General features: G+C 61.6%; 20 protein-coding genes. 11 read left to right on the top strand and 9 right to left on the bottom strand.

The window, feature by feature from the left end; all coding sequences use genetic code 11:
• Positions 1-230: 230 nt before the first annotated feature.
• Positions 231-440 (top strand): KTSC domain-containing protein, encoded by a 210-nt coding sequence (locus N2A41_RS23230; protein WP_170280170.1) that lies wholly within the window; start codon positions 231-233, stop codon positions 438-440.
• A gap of 441 nt (positions 441-881) precedes the next feature.
• Entirely contained in the window at positions 882-1,121 is a 240-nt protein-coding gene (locus N2A41_RS23225; RefSeq protein WP_017966522.1) for a CrpP-related protein, read from the top strand.
• On the opposite strand, the gene pncB is transcribed toward N2A41_RS23225, so the two are convergent.
• From pncB to N2A41_RS23185, 8 genes are all read right to left on the bottom strand, one after another.
• Complete coding sequence (gene pncB / locus N2A41_RS23220; protein WP_260109803.1) at positions 1,103-2,407, bottom strand: nicotinate phosphoribosyltransferase; 1,305 nt, start codon at positions 2,405-2,407, stop codon at positions 1,103-1,105. The genes N2A41_RS23225 and pncB overlap by 19 nt on opposite strands.
• Before the next feature lie 186 nt (positions 2,408-2,593).
• The gene (locus N2A41_RS23215) at positions 2,594-2,941 is read right to left on the bottom strand and encodes a hypothetical protein (protein ID WP_260109802.1); all 348 of its coding nucleotides are present in this window, start codon (positions 2,939-2,941) and stop codon (positions 2,594-2,596) included.
• 88 nt (positions 2,942-3,029) lie between these two features.
• A complete protein-coding gene (locus tag N2A41_RS23210) occupies positions 3,030-3,989 on the bottom strand; it encodes a 2-hydroxyacid dehydrogenase (protein WP_260109801.1) in 960 nt (319 codons plus the stop codon).
• A gap of 8 nt (positions 3,990-3,997) precedes the next feature.
• Positions 3,998-5,635: an ABC transporter ATP-binding protein gene (locus N2A41_RS23205; protein ID WP_260109800.1), complete on the bottom strand. Its 1,638-nt coding sequence runs from the start codon at positions 5,633-5,635 to the stop codon at positions 3,998-4,000.
• Entirely contained in the window at positions 5,632-6,780 is a 1,149-nt protein-coding gene (locus N2A41_RS23200) for an ABC transporter permease (RefSeq protein ID WP_260109799.1), read from the bottom strand. The genes N2A41_RS23205 and N2A41_RS23200 overlap by 4 nt, the downstream gene beginning before the upstream one ends.
• Positions 6,780-7,868, bottom strand: a complete 1,089-nt coding sequence (locus N2A41_RS23195; protein ID WP_260109798.1) for a microcin C ABC transporter permease YejB — start codon at positions 7,866-7,868, stop codon at positions 6,780-6,782. Before N2A41_RS23195 ends, N2A41_RS23200 begins: the two co-directional genes overlap by 1 nt.
• Before the next feature lie 150 nt (positions 7,869-8,018).
• Positions 8,019-9,851 (bottom strand): extracellular solute-binding protein, encoded by a 1,833-nt coding sequence (locus N2A41_RS23190; RefSeq protein ID WP_170277215.1) that lies wholly within the window; start codon positions 9,849-9,851, stop codon positions 8,019-8,021.
• Positions 9,852-9,964: 113 nt separating this feature from the next.
• Positions 9,965-10,594, bottom strand: coding sequence for a TetR/AcrR family transcriptional regulator (locus N2A41_RS23185; protein WP_170262472.1), 630 nt, complete (start codon positions 10,592-10,594; stop codon positions 9,965-9,967).
• A gap of 35 nt (positions 10,595-10,629) precedes the next feature.
• Here N2A41_RS23185 and N2A41_RS23180 point away from each other — a divergent pair, with 35 nt between their 5' ends.
• The 7 genes from N2A41_RS23180 (at position 10,630) to N2A41_RS23150 (ending at position 17,384) form a co-directional block, all read left to right on the top strand.
• Positions 10,630-11,202, top strand: coding sequence for an isochorismatase family protein (locus N2A41_RS23180; RefSeq protein ID WP_170277214.1), 573 nt, complete (start codon positions 10,630-10,632; stop codon positions 11,200-11,202).
• 123 nt (positions 11,203-11,325) lie between these two features.
• Positions 11,326-12,402: a penicillin-insensitive murein endopeptidase gene (gene mepA, locus N2A41_RS23175; RefSeq protein WP_170277213.1), complete on the top strand. Its 1,077-nt coding sequence runs from the start codon at positions 11,326-11,328 to the stop codon at positions 12,400-12,402.
• A 127-nt stretch (positions 12,403-12,529) separates the two neighbouring features.
• Entirely contained in the window at positions 12,530-12,910 is a 381-nt protein-coding gene (locus N2A41_RS23170) for a methylglyoxal synthase (RefSeq protein WP_162115553.1), read from the top strand.
• A gap of 17 nt (positions 12,911-12,927) precedes the next feature.
• Complete coding sequence (locus N2A41_RS23165; RefSeq protein ID WP_170257494.1) at positions 12,928-13,953, top strand: glucokinase; 1,026 nt, start codon at positions 12,928-12,930, stop codon at positions 13,951-13,953.
• A gap of 146 nt (positions 13,954-14,099) precedes the next feature.
• Positions 14,100-15,887 carry an ABC transporter ATP-binding protein gene (locus N2A41_RS23160; RefSeq protein WP_260109797.1) on the top strand — a complete coding sequence of 596 codons (1,788 nt, stop codon included), beginning with the start codon at positions 14,100-14,102 and terminating at the stop codon, positions 15,885-15,887.
• A 15-nt stretch (positions 15,888-15,902) separates the two neighbouring features.
• Complete coding sequence (gene dapB, locus N2A41_RS23155) at positions 15,903-16,727, top strand: 4-hydroxy-tetrahydrodipicolinate reductase (protein ID WP_260109796.1); 825 nt, start codon at positions 15,903-15,905, stop codon at positions 16,725-16,727.
• 21 nt (positions 16,728-16,748) lie between these two features.
• Entirely contained in the window at positions 16,749-17,384 is a 636-nt protein-coding gene (locus N2A41_RS23150; RefSeq protein ID WP_260109795.1) for a 2,3-bisphosphoglycerate-dependent phosphoglycerate mutase, read from the top strand.
• 141 nt (positions 17,385-17,525) lie between these two features.
• Here N2A41_RS23150 and phnF read toward each other — a convergent pair whose 3' ends face one another.
• Positions 17,526-18,263 carry a phosphonate metabolism transcriptional regulator PhnF gene (gene phnF / locus N2A41_RS23145; protein WP_017966506.1) on the bottom strand — a complete coding sequence of 246 codons (738 nt, stop codon included), beginning with the start codon at positions 18,261-18,263 and terminating at the stop codon, positions 17,526-17,528.
• Positions 18,264-18,380: 117 nt separating this feature from the next.
• Between phnF and phnG the strand changes: the two genes are divergently transcribed.
• Both phnG and phnH read left to right on the top strand, forming a co-directional pair.
• A complete protein-coding gene (phnG, locus tag N2A41_RS23140) occupies positions 18,381-18,857 on the top strand; it encodes a phosphonate C-P lyase system protein PhnG (protein ID WP_260109794.1) in 477 nt (158 codons plus the stop codon).
• The gene (gene phnH / locus N2A41_RS23135) at positions 18,857-19,465 is read left to right on the top strand and encodes a phosphonate C-P lyase system protein PhnH (protein WP_260109793.1); all 609 of its coding nucleotides are present in this window, start codon (positions 18,857-18,859) and stop codon (positions 19,463-19,465) included. Before phnG ends, phnH begins: the two co-directional genes overlap by 1 nt.
• Positions 19,466-19,469 lie beyond the last annotated feature (4 nt).

Genomic DNA, 19,469 nt, shown 5'->3' with positions numbered 1-19,469 from the left:
TTCCCGACCAAATAGCGGAAACAGGCCTTTGCTGCGGCGGACGCGTGCGAGACGGAGCGACGAAATGCGCCGCTCGCAAACGTACGTTCGAGGCTCTCGAACCCGTCGCTCCGATGACGCTACGAGGTTTAAAACGTCGAAAGATTCCTGAATTTTTACCATGCGGCTTCACCGCGTCTTTGCACGTTTGGGTTTAGGTTCAGCCAAACTCAAAAACAGAGGTAAAACAGATGGAAGAACTTTCGGTAAAGTCGAAGATCATCAAATCCGTCTATTTCAGCCAGGAAGACGGACGGCTCAGGATTTGTTTCAAGAATGGCGAGGAACGTCTGTTCCAAGGCGTTCCCTCCTCGGAAGCCCACGCGATGACGGTGGCGCCGTCTCCCGGCCATTATTATCTCGACCGGATCAGAACCCGGTTTCGCAGATTGGCAGCCTGAAAACCCGCGCGGATAGCGACAGCACGCATTGCGGGGTTGCGTGGAATCGGGACGCGGCCGGTGGATATTGACCGGCTGTTAGCCTTCGATATCATCTGGGTTGGATCGCCGCGGTCGGAAAGCGGCAACGTGTCGGCGCTGCCGGCTTAAAGGTCGGCCAGCCGGGAGGCTCGGCGGCGAACCCCAGCCAGGAAGCCGAGCCTCCCCGTCACGGGACGCTCGTGGAGCGCCATGCCGAAATGCATATCGTTTTCGAACGCCACATGCCCCGCTTGTTTGCTTGAGATCGTATGATCCCGCGCCAGTTTGGGTCCCCATCATCCCACCGCGCTAGCGAATTGGGGCTAATCCTGTGAAAAACTCGAGATATCGCATCCGGACTCGACAATGCTTTATTAGCATGATTGCATAAAGCTATCGGATAAAGACCGGAGAGTGATGATGTTCGAGAAGCTGCTTGAGATGCAGGAGCGTGGCGCACGGGACCGTGCCCGTGGCCGCAGCCTAGCCGACAATCCGATGTCGAAGCCGGATATCCTGCCGATCACCGACTTCCAGGAATGGTACTCGATGTTCGACGCCTGGCGCTTCGGTTGGTCGATCGAGGATGCGATGGCGGGGCACATCAATATGCCCCGGGATGGCGGCACATTGGCCCAGACCTACACCAGAACGGTCTGATCGACCCTGTCCTCGGCGCCGAAGAATTTCAGGTAGCGTTCGACCTCGGCCGGTTCGCCGGTCGCCTTCTGCGGGTTGTCGGAGAGTTTCACCGCCGGACGGCCGTTGGCGTCGCTGACCTTGCAGACGATGGAGATCGGGTTGAGGCCGGAGATCTCGATCGGCGCGCAGCCGGAAAAATCATTCGTCAGGTTCGTGCCCCAGCCGAAGCTCATGCGCACGCGGCCTTCGAAATGCCGGTAGGTATCGATGATAGCGTCGACGTCGAGACCGTCGGAGAAGATCAGCAGCTTCTGGCGCGGATCGCGGCCCATCTTTTTCCACCAGTCGATAATCTTCTCGCCGCCTTCGATCGGCGGGGCACTGTCCGGGCGGAAACCGGTCCAGTCGGCGACCCATTCCGGCGCGTCGCGCAGGAAGGCGGCGGTGCCGAAGGCATCCGGCAGGACGATCAGAAGGTTGCCGCCATAGAGTTTGTTCCAGTCGCGCAGGATCTTGTAGGGCGCGTTGCGCAACTGCTCGTCGGTTTCGGCCAGGGCGGCGGCGACCATCGGTAGCTCGTGAGCATTGGTGCCGACGGCCTCAAGATCGGAATCCATCGCCAGCAATACGTTGCTGGTACCGGCAAAGGCCGGGCCGATGCCTTCCTTCAGCGCCTCGACGCACCAGCGCTGCCAGAGGAAACTGTGACGGCGGCGGGTGCCGAAATCGGAGATGCGCAGGCCCGGCAGTTCCTTCAGCCGTTCGACCTTCGACCACATCTTCGCCTTGGCGCGGGCATAGAGCACATCGAGAGTGAAGGGACCGAGCGCCTTCATCGCCGAGCGCGACCTAAGCTCGTTGACGATGGCGAGCGCCGGGATTTCCCACATGGTGGTTTCCTTCCACGATCCGTGGAAATCCAGCACATATTGCCCGTCCTTCTTCGACAGCTCGTATTCGGGCAGCTGGAAATTGGAAAGCCAAGCGAGGAATTCCGGTTCAAAGATCTGCGCGCGACCATAGAAGCTGTTACCCGCAAGCCAGATCATCTCCTTCTTGGAGAGCCTCAGCGTGCGGGCATGATCGAGCTGCTCGCGCAATTCGCCTTCATCGAGTTCTTCGGCCAGACGCACCCGCTTGGTGCGGTTAATCAGGGTGAAGGAAGCGTTCACGCCCGGATAGAGCTTCCAGATCATCTGCAGCATCAAAAGCTTGTAGAAATCGGTATCGATCAGGCTGCGGATGATCGGATCGAGTTTCCAGGCGTGATTGTAGACGCGTCTTGCGATATCGGTCCTGGCCATGAAACTCCCGCCCTGTCCACTCCGGTCAGGTGCTGCCAAATTCCCGGGTACTGCCAAGTTCCCAGCCGGCGCACGAAACCGGCTCGTGTGCCTTCTTATCGAAAAATCGGCGGCTAAAGTCCAGACAAAACAATAAACGCCCCGCCGCAGTGTGGCGGCGGGGCGTGAAGGTGGTTTTGCTGAAGATTATTGGGCCGGAGTTGCGGGCGCGACATTCGGAGCGGCCGGCGTGTTGTTCGGCGTTTCGGTTGGAACGGCAGTACCGTTCTGCAGTGCCGGCGCGGGGGCCGGAGCAGGCTGCTGCGACTGAAGCTGCTGGCCTGGCTGGTGCGGTGCCACCTCTTTCGCCTCGCGCCTGCCCCAAATCTCGACCGGTATCCAGACCACGAAGGCAAGCACCAGCGCAACGATCAGCACTGTCAGAATGCGATAACCGGTGCGTCCCTGCCTTGCCTTCACCGGCGGGATCAGCTGTTCCTTGTGAAGCTTGCGATCGGATTTTTCCCAGCGTGTTTCCCTCTGATGCGCCATCATCATCTCCTTCCGCTGTCTTGACCGGCCGATCCGGCTGCGAAGAATTTCCGCAAAGGAAACGGGCGGCTGTCTGGAAGGTTCCGAAAGCTCAATAGCCGGCGGCGCGGTCGACCACGAATTGCAGCGGCTCGCCGCGCTCGAAACGGGCGATCTGCGTCTCGACATGCCGGAACAGCGCGTTTTCTTCGGAGACCGCCGCATCGTGCGGCGTAAGGAAGACGTTCTGCAAGTCCCACAATGGGCTGTCTGATGCAAGCGGTTCCGCCTCGAAGACATCGAGGGAAGCGCCGCCGAGGGTACCATTTCGGATGGCGGAGGCGATATCGGCCTCGACCTGGCTCTTACCGCGGCCGGCATTGATGAAAACCGGCTGCCCGAGCGCGCCGTTACGACGCAGCTTCGCAAACAGAGCGGCGTTATAAAATCCCGATGTTTCAGGCGTCAGCGGCAGCAGGCCGACGAGGATGTCGGTCCTTGCGAGAAAGCTGTCCAGTGCGCTGGCGTCGAAGGTTTCGATACCGTCGATCTGCTTGCGGGTGCGCGACCAGCCGATGACATTGAAACCCATCACCCTCAGCTTGGCGACCGCGTCCTGCCCGAGAATGCCGAGACCCATGACACCGACCGTCACTTCCGCCGCCTCCGGCGCGATCAATTTTGCCCATTGGCGCTGGCGCTGGTGGCTGTCATGGGCGTATTGCCCGCGCAGATGCATCAAGCACTGCATGACCACCCATTCGCTCATGCGTGTCGTCAAGCTGCGGTCGACGAAGCGAACAATCGGGATCTCGGGCAGGCCGGCCATGCCGATGATATGGTCAACGCCGGCGCCGCCCGAAAAGATCACTTTCAGGTTCGGCGCCCGCGCGAAAAGATCGGCATCCGGCTTCCACAGAAGCGCGTATTCGACCGCGCTGAGATCGCGTGCCTGATTGGCCGGATCGGCGAGATTGATGCTGCCGCGGTCGGCAAAGGCCGTCTTCAGCACGCGCGCGACGCCTTCGGCATTAAACTTGATATCGACGAGAACGGGAGGACGGGCGGACATGAGCTTCTTTATTGCTGCACGGCGGGCGTCGGCACCGCCTCGATGTTGAAAGCGGCGGCCATGAGGGCCTTGGTGTAATCGTCCTTCGGCGCGCGGAAGATGTCGGCTGACGGACCCTGTTCCACCACCTTGCCGAACCGCATGACGATGACGTCGTTGGCGAGCGCCTTCACCACTTTCAGGTCGTGGCTGATGAAGAGATAGGCGAGGTCGTGTTTCTTCTGCAGATCGCGCAGCAAATCGACCACCTGGGCCTGGACGCTCATATCGAGGGCGGAGGTCGGCTCGTCGAGCATGACGAAGCGCGGTTTCAGCACCATGGCGCGGGCAATGGCAATGCGCTGGCGCTGGCCGCCGGAGAATTCGTGCGGATAACGCCAGCGGGTCAGCGGATCAAGACCCACCTCCTCAAGCGCCCAGCAGACGCGCTGGTCGCGTTCTTCAGCGGTCAGGGAGCGCTCATGCACCTTCAGCCCCTCGGCGACGATATCGCCGACCGACATGCGGGGGCTGAGCGATCCATACGGATCCTGGAAGACGACCTGCAGCTGATTGCGCAGCGGCCGCATTTCGCTGAACGAATAGCCGGCTATATCGTTGCCGACAAAGGCGATCCGCCCTTCTGAGGAAATCAGCCGGGTGAGCGCCAGGCCGAGCGTGGTCTTGCCGGAGCCGGACTCGCCGACGACGCCGAGCGTCTGGCCGGCGCGTAGCGAAAGATCGATGCCGTCGACCGCCTTCACGTGATCGACGACACGGCGCATCAGCCCGGCCTTGATCGGGAACCAGACACGGATATCCGAACCTTCCATCACCATCGGTTTCGACGGATCGGCCAATGGCGGCTCGCCACGCGGCTCGGAGGCCAGAAGGTGCCGGGTATAGTCGTGCTTCGGATTGGAAAAGACGTCCTCGACGGCTCCGGTTTCGACAATCCTGCCCTTGGTCATGACGCAGACGCGATCGGCGAATTTGCGCACGATGCCGAGATCATGGGTGATGAACAGCAGCGACATGCCGTGGACGGCCTTCAACTGCCGGAGCAATTCGAGGATCTGCGCCTGCACCGTGACGTCGAGGGCGGTGGTCGGCTCGTCGGCAATCAGCAATTCCGGCCGGTTGGCGAGCGCCATGGCGATCATGACGCGCTGGCGCTGGCCACCGGAGAGTTCGTGCGGATAGGCCTTCAACCGCTTCTCCGGCTCACGGATGCCGACCTGGTTCAACAATTCCAGTACGCGCTGGCGCGCCGACTGGCCGGTCATGCCCTGGTGCAGGGCAAGGATCTCGGCGATCTGCTTCTCGATCGTATGAAGCGGATTGAGCGAGGTCATCGGCTCCTGGAAGATCATGGTGATGTCGTTGCCGCGCACGTCGCGCAGTTCCCGCTCCGACGCCTTCAAGAGATCCTTACCCTTGAACAGGATTTCGCCGGAGGGATGGCTTGCCGACGGATAGGGCAAAAGCCGAAGGATCGAGTTGGCCGAGACCGATTTGCCGGAGCCGGATTCGCCGACGAGCGCCACGACCTCGCCTTTGGCGATATCGAAGGAGATATGATCGACGGCGAGCGAGGTTTCTCCGCCTTGATGAAAGGCAACCGAGAGATCACGGACGGAAAGCAGCGGTTCTGTCATGTCACTCATTGAAACGTCTTCCTCGGATCGAAGGCATCGCGCACGGCTTCGCCGATGAAGATCAGCAAGGAAAGCATGATCGACATGGCGAAGAAGGCCGTCAGGCCGAGCCATGGCGCCTGCAGATTGGTCTTGCCCTGCGCGATCATCTCACCGAGCGAGGGGGAGCCCGGCGGCATGCCGAAGCCGAGGAAATCGAGCGAGGTCAGCGTCGTGATCGAACCGGAGAGGATGAAAGGCAGGAAGGTCAGCGTCGCGACCATCGCGTTCGGCAGCAGGTGGCGCCACATGATGGTGCGATTGTTGACGCCGAGCGCACGGGCGGCGCGGACATATTCGAAATTGCGGGCGCGCAGGAATTCGGCCCGCACGATGCCGACGAAGCCGACCCAGGAGAAGAGCAGCATGATGCCGAGCAACACGAAGAAGCCGGGCGGCAGCAGTGCGGCGATGATCAGCAGAATGTAGAGTACCGGCATCGACGACCAGATCTCGATGAAGCGCTGCAGCAGCAGATCGGTCCAGCCGCCGAAATAACCCTGCACCGCACCCGCCGTCACGCCGATAACAGCCGAGCAGATGGTCAGCACCAGGCCGAAAAGCACCGATATGCGGAAACCGTAGATGACGCGCGCCAACACGTCGCGCGCCTGGTCGTCGGTGCCGAGCCAGTTGAGATTGCCGGGAGTGCAATCCGGATCGTTCACCCCTTGCGGATAGCCGGCGCAACGCTCCTCCTTCGTCATCAACCAGAAGGGAGCGGTCGGCGCCGAATGCGGAATGTTGGAATTGACCGAGCGATAAGAATAGCGGATCGGCGGCCAGATCATCCAGCCGTTGGCATTGATTTCGTCTGTTATCACCGAGGAACGATAGTCGGTTTCGGCCAGGAAGCCACCGAACTTTTCCTCGGGATAATCAACGAGGACTGGGAACAGGACCTCGCCTTTGTAGGAGGCGATGATCGGCCGGTCGTTGGCGATGAATTCGGCAAACAGGCTGAGGATAAACAACAGCATGAACAGCCACAGCGACCAGTAACCGCGGCCGTTCGCCCGGAAATTCTGCCAGCGGCGGATGTTGGTTGGTGAGAGCAAGCCTTTGCGCGGCGGCTTGACGGGTGTCGTGACAGCGGGGTTTGCGGCGGCGTCCATCAGACATCCCTCCGCTCGAAATCGATGCGCGGATCGATCCAGGTGTAGATCAGGTCGGAAATCAAGCTGACGAACAGACCGAGCAGCGAGAAGATGTAAAGTGTGGCGAAGACGATCGGATAATCCCGGTTGACCACAGAGAGGTAGCCGAGACGGCCGAGGCCATCGAGCGAGAAGATATTTTCGATCAGCAGCGATCCGGTGAAGAAGGCGGAGATGAAGGCGCCGGGGAAACCGGCAATGATGATCAGCATGGCATTGCGGAAAACATGGCCATAGAGCACCTGCCGCTGGTTCAGGCCCTTGGCGCGGGCGGTGACGACATATTGCTTCTTGATTTCCTCGATGAAGGAATTCTTGGTCAAAAGCGTCGTCGTCGCGAAAGCGGACAGGGAAAGCGAGATCAGCGGCAAGGTCAGGTGCCAGAAATAGTCGAGCGGCTTCTGCCACCAGGCCAGCTGATCGAAATTGTCGGAGACCAGGCCGCGCAACGGAAACCAGTCGTAGAACGAGCCGCCGGCGAAAAGCACGACCAGGAGAATGCCGAACAGGAAGCTCGGTACGGCATAGCCGACGACGATGACGCCCGAGGTCCAGACGTCGAAGGTCGATCCATCCTTGATTGCCTTGCGGATGCCGAGCGGGATGGAGATGGCATAGGAGAAGATCAGGATCCAGATGCCGAGCGAGATCGACACCGGCAACTTCTCCTTGATGAGTTCGAGCACGGAGGTGTTGCGGAAGAAGCTCTCGCCGAAATCGAAGCGGCTGTAATTCCACATCATCTCGCCAAAACGGGTCAGCGGCGGCTTGTCGAAGCCGAACTGTTTTTCGAGCTTGGCGATCAGTTCCGGGTCGAGCCCTTGGGCACCGCGATATTTCGAGCCTTCATCGCTGCCGGTGCCGCCGAGAAGATCGCCACCGCCGGATAGGCGCTGGTCGGCACTGTCAGCCTGACCGGTCAATTGGGCGATCACCTGCTCGACGGGACCGCCGGGCGCGAACTGGATGACGATGAAGGAAATCGCCATGATGCCGACGATGGTCGGGATCATTAGAAGCAGGCGGCGAATGACATAGGCGCCCATCAGCCTTCAGCCTCCGGGAATGTTTTTCCTGTCTGCCTGCCGTCCAGTCTCATGCCGCTCAATCCGCCAGCCTTCCCTTGCCGGCCCTGCCGGCTTGTCGTGATTCGCTCGTGCCATTTGGAGCCGAGGGCCCCTGCATTGCAAGCCCGCTCATTTTGCCGAGGTCGACCACCAGGCATCGGGGAAGCCAAGGCTGTAGGCCGGAAACTCGGCCGGATGCGTGATCGTGTTCCAATAGGCGATGTTATAAGTATCGCGGTAGAACAGCGGGATGACGTAGTGATTTGCAAGCAGGACCCGATCCATGGCCTTGATTGCTGCGATCTGCTCGTCGCGGTTCGGCGCGAAGATAATCATGCGAATGAGCTCATCAACGGCTTGGTTGGCAATGCCGGCATAATTGCGGGAACCCTGTTGGTTGACCGAACCGGATCCCCAATAGTCGGCTTGTTCGTTGCCCGGATTCATGGTCTCCGCCCAGACATTCCAGATCATATCGAAGTCAAAGCTGCGCTCGCGATTGACAGACTGCGAGGCATCGACTGTCCGGACCCGCGCATCGATGCCGATTTTCCTGAGATTGTTGGCATAAGGCACCGCCCAGCGCTCCAGCATGGGGCTCGACAACAGGATCTCGAAACTCATCGGCTGGCCGGTCTTGGTATTGACCATGCGATTGCCCTTGAGCTCCCAGCCGGCTTCTTTGAAAAGCGCAATCGCCTTGCGGAGATTGTCGCGGCTCTTCTGCGGATCGCCGCCGACAGGATTGCTGTAGGGCGTCGTGAAGACTTCGGGCGGAACCTTATCCTTCATGCCCTGCAGAATTTCCAGCTCTCTGCCCTGCGGAAGGCCGGAGGAGGCGAGTTCGGTGTTCCAGAAATAGCTGTCGATGCGCTTGTAACTATTAAAGGCCACAGTGCGGTTCAGCTCCTCAAAATCCAGACCATAGTTCAGCGCCTCGCGGACCCTGGTGTCCTTGAAGAGGTCACGTCGCATGTTGGGCACGAGAGCCTGCATGATGCCGGTGGCGCGCAGCGGGTTTGCAACCTCCTCTTTCTTGACACGTCCTTCCTTCACTGCGGGAAAATCATATCCCGTCGCCCAGCGGGCAGCCGTGGTTTCCTGCCAGTAGTCGCTGTTGCCGGCGCGAAAGGCCTCGAACTCGACATCCCGATCACCGAAATAGGTGTAGTGGACGTTGCGGAAATTGTTCTGGCCGATATTCACATTGAGGTCCTTGCCCCAGTAGTCGTCACGTAATTCATATCGGATTGTCGCGCCGGGCGAGAAGGAAGCAATCTTGTAAGGTCCCGAACCCATCACGGGCTCGAGGGTCGTCTTTGAGATATCGCGCGGCTTGCCGTCCGGTCCCTGCCCCTCCCACCAATGTTTCGGCACGACCACCAACTGGCCAAGAATATTCGGGAGCTCCCGGTTGTTCTTCTCATCGAAGGTGAAGGTGACGTCGCGATCGCCGGTCTTTTCGGCTTTGACCACGTGGCGGTAATAGTTACCCGTGAGGGGGTTTAATTCCTTCGTCTTATCGAGACTGAAGATGACGTCCTCGGGCGTTACCGGCTGACCATCCGCCCATTTCGCTTCCTTGCGCAGGCGGAAGGTCGCGCTCGATACGTCGGCGGGAAAAGACAGTCCTTCGGCAAGCAGACCATAGGAGACGAGGAGCTCGTCGTCGGCGGGCTTCATCAGCGTGTCGTAAACGAGCGTCAAGCCCACGGCCGTCTGACCTTTGGCAAGCAGCGGGTTGAAGGTGTCGAAGGCGCCGCTTGCGGAGAGGCGCAGGTCTCCGCCTTTCGGTGCATCGGGATTGACGTAGTCGAAATGCGCAAAGCCCGGCTTGTATTTCATCTCGCTGATGACCGAGCTTCCGATCTGAAACGGCTGGTCCTGACCCGTTGCCGGCATTGGCGCCAGAGCGCCCGCAAGCGATAGAAACAAACCGATCTTGGACCACAGAGCCGCCATTCACGCTTTCCCCTGATTATTGGTGGGTTCGACAATACGAAAAATACGGGCGAAAAACAGGAGAGAGTTTGGTTTTTGCCGGGCGCGCCAAATTTTGACCCATCGGGTCCGTGTCAAGGCGTCGCCTCTTCGAGCCGCCTTCGCAACATGCGGCGCAACTCTGTTACAAGGCGCGGGTCGCCGGCGCTGTCGGGATCATAGGCGGCGGCAACGACGATGCGCAGAAGCTCCAATATGAGGGCCGCAAGCAGATCGACATCGGGCTCCACCGAAGGGTTGGCCTTCCTCAGCAAGGCGACGATGCTTGCCCGCATTTCGGCGCGCGAGCGTGCCTTGCGTTCCTTGGGAATGTCGCGTCTGGCCGCTAGAACAGGAAATTCCGGGAACTCCTCGATGAAGCGTCCGAGCCTCGTGAAGACCGCATCGCCGATCTCGGCGGCAGTCCTTCCCGCGGATTCGTCCTCGAGCGCGGCCAGTGCCGCGTTGAAATGCTGCAGTCGGTCGATATGCAGCGCCTCGGCAAGAAGCAGCTTCGTCGGAAAGAATTGATAGAGCGAGCCGATCGAAGAGTTGGCGGCGGCGGCGATCTCGGTCATCGTCGCGGCATCGTAGCCCTTTTCGAGGAAGACCTTTGCCGCGGCCTCGAGCAGGACGGCAACGCGCTCATGGCCGCGCTGGCGTTTCGGGACACGGGTCTGCAGCTCGGGGCTTGATTTTTGTGAGGCATCCCTCATATTACTCATTGTGAGGATATCCTCATATTTAATGGAGCTCTTTCATGCCGCTTTACGATCCCAAAACCACCGCGCTCATTTCCATCGATCTGCAAGGCCTCGTCCTTGGCCGGGCGCTGGCGCCCCATTCCGGCCAGCAGGTGGTCGAAAACACCGCCGCCATCGCCACCAGCCTGAAGGCGGCCGGCGGAACGATCACCCTCGTCACCGTCGGATTCTCCCCGGACTATGCCGATGCTGTCAACCAACCGGCCGATGAGGCGCTGCAGCTTCCGGAAGGTGGCCTGCCAACTGCTGCCCTTGCCGTGCCGCCGGAGATTGCGGCCCTTACCGCCGATGTCCATATCGTCAAGCATCACTGGAGCGCCTTTTACGGCACCGAGATGGATCTGCAGCTACGCCGCCGCGGTATCAGGACGGTGATCCTTGCCGGCGTCGCCACCAATTTCGGCGTCGAATCGACCATACGCGATGCCTTCGCGCATAACTATGCCGTCATCGCCGCCGAGGATGCGATGACCAGTTTTTCGCCTGAGATGCATGATTTTTCCTGCCGGTACATTCTGCCGCGGCTGGCGCGCATCCGGAAAACCGCGGAGGTCGTCACCAATAGCTGAGCCGCTGCGGCGATCCGTCACCGCCTTCTTCTCCCACCGCCAGCCAAAACATCGATTCACCAAAATCGCTTTTCACGATAGGTTCGATCGCAAATCACTTCGGCAGCAGTTCAAGGGAACAGTATGGCTTTCGGCTTCGCTCAGGCTTTCAGGACATTCGGCAAACTGACGCTTGCCGGCGCAATCGGCGCAAGCCTTGCCGCCGGTGACGTCGGCGCGGAGCAGAAGACGCCGAGCCCGGGCAGTGCCAAGGGGCAGTTCGGCGCCGTCAGTCTGCCGACGCAGGGACCGGCGCAACCGATCGGATTTTACGCGAAGGGCTGCATGACGGGTGCGGTGGCGCTGCCGACCGACGGCCCGACCTGGGAGGCGATGCGGCTTTCGCGCAATCGCCGCTGGGGCAATCCGGCCACGATCGCGCTATTGGAACGATTTTCACAGGACGCCGCCAAATATGCCGGCTGGCCGGGCATTCTCGTCGGCGACATCGCCCAGCCGCGCGGCGGACCGATGCCCAGCGGTCATGCCTCCCACCAGATCGGCCTCGACGCCGACATCTGGTTCACGCCGATGCCCGCGCGGCGCATGACGGCCGAGGAGCGCGAAGATCTTCCCTTCACCTCGATGCTGCAGAAGAACAAATTTCTGACGATCGATCCCAAGGTCTGGACGGAATCGCACGCGCGGCTGTTGATGCTGGCCGCGAGCTATCCCCAAGTGGAGCGCATCTTCGTCAATCCGGCGATCAAAAAGAAGATGTGCGACACCTGGACGGGCGACCGCACCAATCTCGGCAAGCTCCGGCCGGAATACGGCCACGACTCGCATTTCCACATCCGCATCAAGTGCCCGCCCGGTGCTGCGGGATGCACACCGCAGGCCCCCGTCGCTGCCGGCGACGGCTGCGACAAGTCGCTCGCCTGGTGGTTCACGCCGGCGCCCTGGGCACCGCCGAAACCGCCGAAGCCCGGCGCCAAGCCGCCGAAGCCGCCGCGCGAGATGATGGTTTCCGACCTGCCGAAAGCTTGCGCCGCCGTGCTCGATGCTACTTCCGTGGCCTCTATGCAGGCCGCCACCTATGGCGGACCTTCCGCCGCAAGCGTGCTGGCCGCCGCCCCGGCCGCAGTGCCCGCCGCCGACGCCGATGGAGCTTTACCCGATGTCGGCCCGGTTCCGAACGACAAGCCGGCGATACAATGATCGAGGTTCTGGGACCGCGCCCTAAGACCAAACCCGCGGACGGAGACCCGGGATGCGCTGTCTTTCAAATCGCAACCTCTTGGTATAAAGCGGTCAAATCGATTGAATTGTTCGGGCGGAGGGGTTGATGGCCGGCGGCAAATGCCTTGCATTGATTGCGCATGACCAGAAGAAAGACGACATGGCGGATTTCGCCCGCGCCAACAGGGACATTCTCTCCCGTTGGAAGATCGTCGCCACCGGCACCACTGGCGGGCGCGTGCTCGACGCCGCCCCCGATCTCCACGTCACCAGGTTGAAAAGCGGACCGCTCGGCGGCGACCAGCAAATCGGCGCGCTGATTTCGACCGGCGAGGTCGATGCCCTGATCTTCTTCGTCGACCCTTTGACGCCGATGCCGCACGATGTCGACGTGAAGGCGCTGATGCGGCTCGCGATCGTTTACGATATTCCGATGGCGCTCAACCACGCGACCGCTATAAAACTTCTTCCGACACTTAAAGCCTGATCAGCACGGAACCGGCCATGCCAAAACCGACCAACAGCACCGCTCCGCTGCCTTTCCCGATCCTGATCGGCGATATCGGCGGCACCAATGCCCGCTTCTCAATCCTCACCGATGCCTATGCCGAGCCGAAACAGTTTCCGAACGTGCGCACGGTGGATTTTGCCACGATCGACGAAGCGATCCAGCACGGCGTTCTCGACAAGACCGCAGTGCGGCCGCGCTCGGCGATCCTCGCCGTCGCCGGCCCGATCAACGACGACGAGATCCCGCTGACCAATTGCGACTGGGTGGTGCGGCCAAAGACGATGATCGAGGGCCTCGGCATGGAGGATGTGCTCGTCGTCAACGATTTCGAGGCGCAGGCGCTGGCAATCGCCGCGCTTTCGGATGAAAACCGCGAACGCATCGGCGACGCCACCGGCGACATGATCGCCTCCCGCGTCGTGCTCGGACCGGGCACCGGCCTCGGCGTCGGCGGGCTCGTGCATGCCCAGCACAGCTGGATCCCGGTTCCCGGCGAAGGCGGCCATGTCGATCTCGGGCCGCGCAGCAAGCGCGACTATGAAATCTTCCCGCATATCGAGACGATCGAAGGCCGGGTTTCGGCCGAGCAGATCCTCTGCGGGCGCGGCCTCGTCAATCTCTATCATGCCATCTGCATTGTCGACGGCATCCAGCCGACGATGAAGGATCCCGCCGACATCACCTCGCACGCGCTTGCCGGCAGCGACAAGGCAGCCATAGAGACCGTCTCGCTGTTTGCCACCTATCTCGGCCGCGTGGCGGGCGACATGGCGATGGTGTTCATGGCGCGCGGCGGCGTCTATCTCTCCGGCGGCATCTCGCAGAAGATCATCCCGGCGCTGAAGAAGCCGGAATTCCGGATGGCCTTCGAGGACAAGGCGCCGCATACGGCGCTGCTTCGCACCATCCCGACCTATGTGGTGACACATCCGCTGGCAGCGCTTGCCGGGCTTTCCTCCTATGCGCGCATGCCGGCGAATTTCGGCGTCTCGACGGAAGGCCGCCGCTGGCGGCGTTAAGCCCCGACGCAAAGCAAATAGAGCGTCTTTGGCGCGTCCTGGCGGACGCGCGGCGCTCTAGCCAAACCAGTCCCAACTCTTTATAGACGCCGGCAAAAGTGCGCGTCGCCTTTGCGGCGCGCTTGGTCCGAGACAGGAAATCCTATTTGGAAGCGGCGGAAAGCAGAACGCAGGGCGTCAGCAGCGATACCGTAACCGGCATCCTGAAGCGCATCATCGCTGAAAACGGCCGCGATCATCTGTGGGGCTATGTCTTTGCGATCGCCTGCCTCCTCGTGGTGGCGCTTTCGACGGCGTTCACCGCCTGGATCATGCGGGCGATCATCGACGAGGCCTTCGCCAATCGCCGCGCCGACGTCGTCTGGATCATCTGTCTTTCGATCTTCATCGCCTTCGTGCTGCGCGGCTTTGCGAGCTACGGTCAGGCGGTGGCGCTTTCCAAGGTCGGCAACGATATCGTCGCCCGCTACCAGCGCCGGCTCTATGCGCATCTGATGACGCTTTCAGTCGGCTTCTTCAGCGAGGCGCGCTCTGCCCATATCGCTGCGCAGGTGAGCCAAAACGTCAGCGGCATTCGCGACGTGCTCAACCTGACGATCACCTCGACAGTGCGCGACCTGCTGACCTTCGTTTCGCTGCTCGCCGTGATGATCCTCCAGGATCCGCTGCTCAGCCTTGCGGTGTTCATCATGGCGCCGCCGCTGCTTTATGCACTGCGTTATGTTTCCAAGCGGCTGCGCTCGGCGACCCGCGAGGCCGTGCATCTGAACAGCCACGTTCTCGGCGCCATGCAGGAGACGATCCAGGGCATCGCCATCGTGAAAGCCTTCACGATGGAAGAAGAGCTGGAGCGCAAGGTCAACAAGCTCATCAAAGGCGCCGAAAGCCGGGCGAACCGGATTGCCCGTCTTTCCGAGCGCACCTCTCCTCTGACGGAAAGTTTCGCGGGCTTTGCCGTCGCCAGCGTGCTTGCCTATGCCGCCTACCGCTCGATCTACTTCAATGTGCCACCCGGCGCCTTCTTCTCCTTCGTCACGGCGCTGCTGCTTGCCTATGACCCGGCCCGCCGGCTTGCCCGCCTGCAGGTGCAGATGGAGCGCGCCGTCGTCAATGCGCGGATGATCTATGAATTGCTCGACATGGAACCGCGCCAGCGCGACCTGCCGGATGCCCGGCCGCTGACGGTGACGCAGGCAAGAATCGAATTCCGCAATGTGTCCTTCGCTTACGGCAATGAGAGCGTGCTCAGCGGCGTCAGTTTCACCGCCGAGGGCGGTGCGACCACAGCGCTTGTCGGGCCCTCCGGCGCCGGCAAATCCACCGTCATCAGCCTCATTCCGCGCTTCTACGATCCGCGCGAGGGCGAAATTCTGATCGACGGGCAGGATATCGCCCACATCACCAAGAAGTCGCTGCGCCAGCAGCTCGCCTATGTCTCGCAGCAGCCCTATCTGTTCGAGGGCACGATCCGCGACAATATCCGCTATGGCCGGCCGGAAGCGACCGATGCCGAGGTGGAAGAGGCGGCGCGGCTTGCCTATGCGCATGATTTCATCTCAGCACAGCCGCAAGGTTACGAGACGCCGGTCGGCGAAAACGGCGTGACGCTTTCCGGCGGCCAGCGCCAGCGGCTATCGATCGCGCGCGCCCTGGTGCGCAATGCGCCGATCCTGCTTCTCGACGAGGCGACCTCGGCCCTCGACACCGAATCCGAAGCCGCCGTGCAGAAGGCGCTCGACGAAGCGATGAGCGGACGCACCGTCGTCGTCATCGCCCACCGGCTTTCGACCGTGGTACGCGCCGACAAGATCGTCGTCATGCAGCAGGGCCGTGTCGTCGAGGAAGGCAATCACGAGACGCTTGCGAAGGTCAGCGACGGTCTTTACGCTCGCCTCAACAACCTGCAGAGGCCTTCGGCCTCCGATTCAAACTGACCTGGTGAGACTGACATGAGCGATGCTGCGATGAAACTGGTGGTGGTTGGCGCAGCCGGACGCATGGGGCAGACTTTGATCCGGCTCATCCACTCGATCGAAGGCGTCAGGCTGCATGCCGCGGTCGAGCGCGCCGGCTCGCCCTTCGTCGGCAAGGATGCCGGCGAGATCGCCGGTCTCGGCCCGACTGGTGTCATCATCGGCGACGATCCGCTCAACGCCTTTCTCGATGCCGAAGGCGTGCTCGACTTCACCTCGCCTGCCGCAACAGTGGAATTCTCGGGCCTCGCCGCGCAGGCCCGCATCGTCCATGTCATCGGCACGACCGGCTGTTCGGACGACGACAATGCGAGGATCGCCGCCGCCGCCCGCCATGCCCGCATCGTCAAGTCGGGCAATATGAGCCTCGGCGTCAATCTGCTCAGCGTGCTCGCAAAGCAGGCAGCGCGAGCGCTCGATCCTGATGACTGGGATATCGAGATCCTGGAAATGCACCACAAGCACAAGGTAGATGCGCCGTCCGGCACCGCCCTTCTCCTCGGCGAGGCTGCGGCCAAGGGGCGCGGCATCGATCTTGCCGCGAAATCGGTCCGGGTGCGCGACGGCCATACTGGCGCCCGCGAAGCGGGCACGATCGGCTTTGCGACGCTGCGCGGCGGCTCGGTCATCGGCGAGCATTCCGTGCTTTTCGCCGGCGAAGGTGAAATCGTCACCCTATCGCACAGTGCGGCCGACCGCTCGATCTTCGCGCGCGGCGCCATCAAGGCGGCGCTTTGGGCGCGCGACAAGAAGCCGGGTCTCTATTCCATGCTCGACGTGCTCGGGCTTTCTTCCTCTTAACGATACTACGGAGGCATATTCATGAGCGGTACCCTCGTCCTCGTTCGCCACGGCCAGAGTGACTGGAACCTGAAGAATCTCTTCACCGGCTGGAAGGATCCCGATCTGACCGAGCTCGGCGTCCAGGAAGCCAATGCCGGCGGGGCGGCGCTCGCCGAATACGGCATCAAATTCGATGTCGCCTATACCTCGGTGCTGGTGCGCGCGCAGCACACGCTGAAGCTCATCCTCGACAAGGTCGGCCAGCCCGATCTCCTGACGATCAGCGACCAGGCGCTGAACGAGCGCGATTACGGCGATCTCTCCGGCCTCAACAAGGATGATGCGCGCGCCAAATGGGGCGAGGAACAGGTGCATATCTGGCGCCGCTCCTATGACGTGCCGCCGCCCGGCGGTGAAAGCCTGCGCGACACCGGCGCCCGCGTCTGGCCCTACTACCTCACCGAAATTCTGCCGCGCGTGCTCAGAGGCGAGAAGGTGCTGGTTGCCGCGCACGGCAATTCGCTGCGCTCGCTTGTCATGGTGCTCGACAAGCTCACCCGCGAAGGCGTGCTCGCCCTCAACCTCGCGACCGGCGTGCCGATGGTCTACAAGCTGAAGGCGGATTCCACCGTCGCGTCCAAGGAAGTGCTCGGTGACATGTCGGGCGCACATTGATCGCAGCTGATCTTTCCCCCTTAGAGCAATTCCGTTTTTCTTCGAATCACGAAATTGCTCTAACTCTTTGTTTTCACGCAATTACCTGGCGCAAAACCGCTGCACACTTTTGCTGGAATTGCTCTAGGCGGAGAAAGGCGCTCAGTTCTCGATGGTGAACTGTACCCGGTCGGCCGCGAAACGGCTGATCGAATATTGCACCGGCACACCCTCAAGATCGGTATTCATCGCCTTGGCGATCAGCAGGATCGCGCCGGGGGTGAGTTCGAGGTCGGCCATGTCGGCCGCACTCGCATGGGCGGCCGTCACTTCGGTCGTCGCCCGGACATAATCCGGCAGGCCGAGTTCGGCGAAAGCCTTGGTAATCGATTCTCCCGTCCGGTAGGCCTCACCGATACCGGCAAAGCGCTTGGCGGGAAACCAGCTCGTCGCCCTTGAAACCGGCCGCTTGTCCGCCTGACGCAATGTTTCCAGGCGGATCACCTCTTCTCCCGGCTTCAGGCCCAGCCAGCGGGCAATCTCGGCACTCGCTTCTTCCTTTGCCTCATCGAGCAGAAGGCCGCGCATCTCTCGGGCTTGATCGCCGATGCCGGCGGTAAAACGGGTGCGCCGGGTGATCGGGAAGTTCAGTCGCTCCTTACGCTCGATCAGCGTGCCGCGACCCTGTACCGCACGGACGATACCCTCCTGCGCCAATGCCGCCAGCGCGCTACGCACCGTATGCCGGTTGACGCCGAATTGCAGCGCCAGCATTGTTTCCGGCGGCACCATTCCCGTTTCGTCATAGGCTCCCGTGCTGATCGCCTCACGAATCCGATCGGCGATCTGGCGCCAGAGCGCCACGCCGGTTTGCCTTTGCACCTGCTTCAATCCCGCCATTCCACCCCTGCTCGTCCATTTAACTCTCGATGTCACACGCTTGTCACGACATCGATTTAGAGCTAAGTATAGCTTGTATGGTTGTCTATATCAATAGACATTTGGAGGGAAGCGGCGATGATATCAGCGGACAGGAAAGACGCTGCGTCACAGACGGCATCCGGGCGCAAACGCGCCGCCGATCTGCTGGCGCGCGCGGAGCGCAGCGAACTCCAGGCGGTCTTCGATGCGCTGCCGGAAAAGCCTGTGGCCCATCCGGTGCGCGGACCGGAAACCGGGCTGGTGATGGTGCGCGGACGCATCGGCGGCGGCGGCGCTCCCTTCAATCTGGGCGAAGTGACCGTGACGCGAGCGACCGTCCGGCTCGACACCGGTTCGGTCGGCCATGCCCAGGCGCTCGGCACCGACCGCGAGAAGGCCAGGCTTGCGGCGATCTTCGACGCGCTCTGGCAGGAGGAGGCGACGAAGGACTTCGTCGAACGGGCCCTGCTTTTACCGATCACTGAGCGGATCGCCGATGCCGAACGCCGCAAGGCGGACGAGACGGCGGCAACCCGCGTCGATTTCTTCACCATGGTGCGGGGAGACAACTGATGGGCCTGAAGACAGAAGCTTTGACCGGCGGCTTTGCCGAGCCGGTCTTCCATGCCCAAAGCGTCTTCAAGATGCTGATGGACGGCATGGCCCGCCCCGGCACGATCCAGACCGTTCAGCCCGATGTCGCTCCGCCGGCACCGCTCGGCATCGCCGCCGGCACGATCGCGCTGACGCTTTGCGACCACGACACGTCAGTCTGGCTTTCACAGGGACTGGCGAGATCCGCCGTGCCGGAGTGGCTCGGCTTCCATACCGGCGCACCGTTGACCACCGAAAAAGCCGAGGCGCGCTTTGCCTTCACCGAGGCCGGCACCGCACTTTCCTCCTTCGGCCTCTTTGCATCAGGCACGCAGGAATATCCCGACCGCTCGACGACCCTCATCATCGAACTCGCCAATCTCGAGGGTGGCCGCAGGCTGGCGCTGATGGGTCCCGGCATCCAGAGCGTGACGGAGATCGCGCCGATCGGCCTGCCGGAGACCTTCCTGCGGCTCTGGACCGAGAACCGCGCGCTCTTTCCGCGCGGCGTCGACATCGCGCTGACAGCGGGCAGGCGTTTCCTCTGCCTGCCGCGCACCACCAAGATCACAGCAACGGAGATCTGAGCTC

The organism is Rhizobium sp. SRDI969, from assembly GCF_025152725.1.
In the GTDB taxonomy this organism is placed as follows: Bacteria; Pseudomonadota; Alphaproteobacteria; order Rhizobiales; family Rhizobiaceae; genus Rhizobium; species Rhizobium leguminosarum_I.
The sequence above is the reverse complement of the archived record's forward strand: the minus strand, read 5'-3'. Positions and strand labels throughout refer to the sequence as shown.

Excerpts from the sequence above, each read along its gene's own strand:
- pncB (WP_260109803.1), bottom strand. The coding sequence starts at position 2,407 with ATGGCCAGGACCGATATCGCAAGACGCGTCTACAATCACGCCTGGAAA.
- N2A41_RS23170 (WP_162115553.1), top strand. The coding sequence starts at position 12,530 with ATGGCCGGCGGCAAATGCCTTGCATTGATTGCGCATGACCAGAAGAAA.
- N2A41_RS23185 (WP_170262472.1), bottom strand. The coding sequence starts at position 10,594 with ATGAGTAATATGAGGGATGCCTCACAAAAATCAAGCCCCGAGCTGCAG.
- N2A41_RS23200 (WP_260109799.1), bottom strand. The coding sequence starts at position 6,780 with ATGGACGCCGCCGCAAACCCCGCTGTCACGACACCCGTCAAGCCGCCG.
- N2A41_RS23165 (WP_170257494.1), top strand. The coding sequence starts at position 12,928 with ATGCCAAAACCGACCAACAGCACCGCTCCGCTGCCTTTCCCGATCCTG.
- N2A41_RS23195 (WP_260109798.1), bottom strand. The coding sequence starts at position 7,868 with ATGGGCGCCTATGTCATTCGCCGCCTGCTTCTAATGATCCCGACCATC.
- N2A41_RS23150 (WP_260109795.1), top strand. The coding sequence starts at position 16,749 with ATGAGCGGTACCCTCGTCCTCGTTCGCCACGGCCAGAGTGACTGGAAC.
- N2A41_RS23205 (WP_260109800.1), bottom strand. The coding sequence starts at position 5,635 with ATGAGTGACATGACAGAACCGCTGCTTTCCGTCCGTGATCTCTCGGTT.
- dapB (WP_260109796.1), top strand. The coding sequence starts at position 15,903 with ATGAGCGATGCTGCGATGAAACTGGTGGTGGTTGGCGCAGCCGGACGC.
- phnH (WP_260109793.1), top strand. The coding sequence starts at position 18,857 with ATGGGCCTGAAGACAGAAGCTTTGACCGGCGGCTTTGCCGAGCCGGTC.
- N2A41_RS23180 (WP_170277214.1), top strand. The coding sequence starts at position 10,630 with ATGCCGCTTTACGATCCCAAAACCACCGCGCTCATTTCCATCGATCTG.
- mepA (WP_170277213.1), top strand. The coding sequence starts at position 11,326 with ATGGCTTTCGGCTTCGCTCAGGCTTTCAGGACATTCGGCAAACTGACG.
- N2A41_RS23230 (WP_170280170.1), top strand. The coding sequence starts at position 231 with ATGGAAGAACTTTCGGTAAAGTCGAAGATCATCAAATCCGTCTATTTC.
- N2A41_RS23190 (WP_170277215.1), bottom strand. The coding sequence starts at position 9,851 with ATGGCGGCTCTGTGGTCCAAGATCGGTTTGTTTCTATCGCTTGCGGGC.
- N2A41_RS23225 (WP_017966522.1), top strand. The coding sequence starts at position 882 with ATGTTCGAGAAGCTGCTTGAGATGCAGGAGCGTGGCGCACGGGACCGT.
- phnF (WP_017966506.1), bottom strand. The coding sequence starts at position 18,263 with ATGGCGGGATTGAAGCAGGTGCAAAGGCAAACCGGCGTGGCGCTCTGG.
- N2A41_RS23215 (WP_260109802.1), bottom strand. The coding sequence starts at position 2,941 with ATGATGGCGCATCAGAGGGAAACACGCTGGGAAAAATCCGATCGCAAG.
- phnG (WP_260109794.1), top strand. The coding sequence starts at position 18,381 with ATGATATCAGCGGACAGGAAAGACGCTGCGTCACAGACGGCATCCGGG.
- N2A41_RS23210 (WP_260109801.1), bottom strand. The coding sequence starts at position 3,989 with ATGTCCGCCCGTCCTCCCGTTCTCGTCGATATCAAGTTTAATGCCGAA.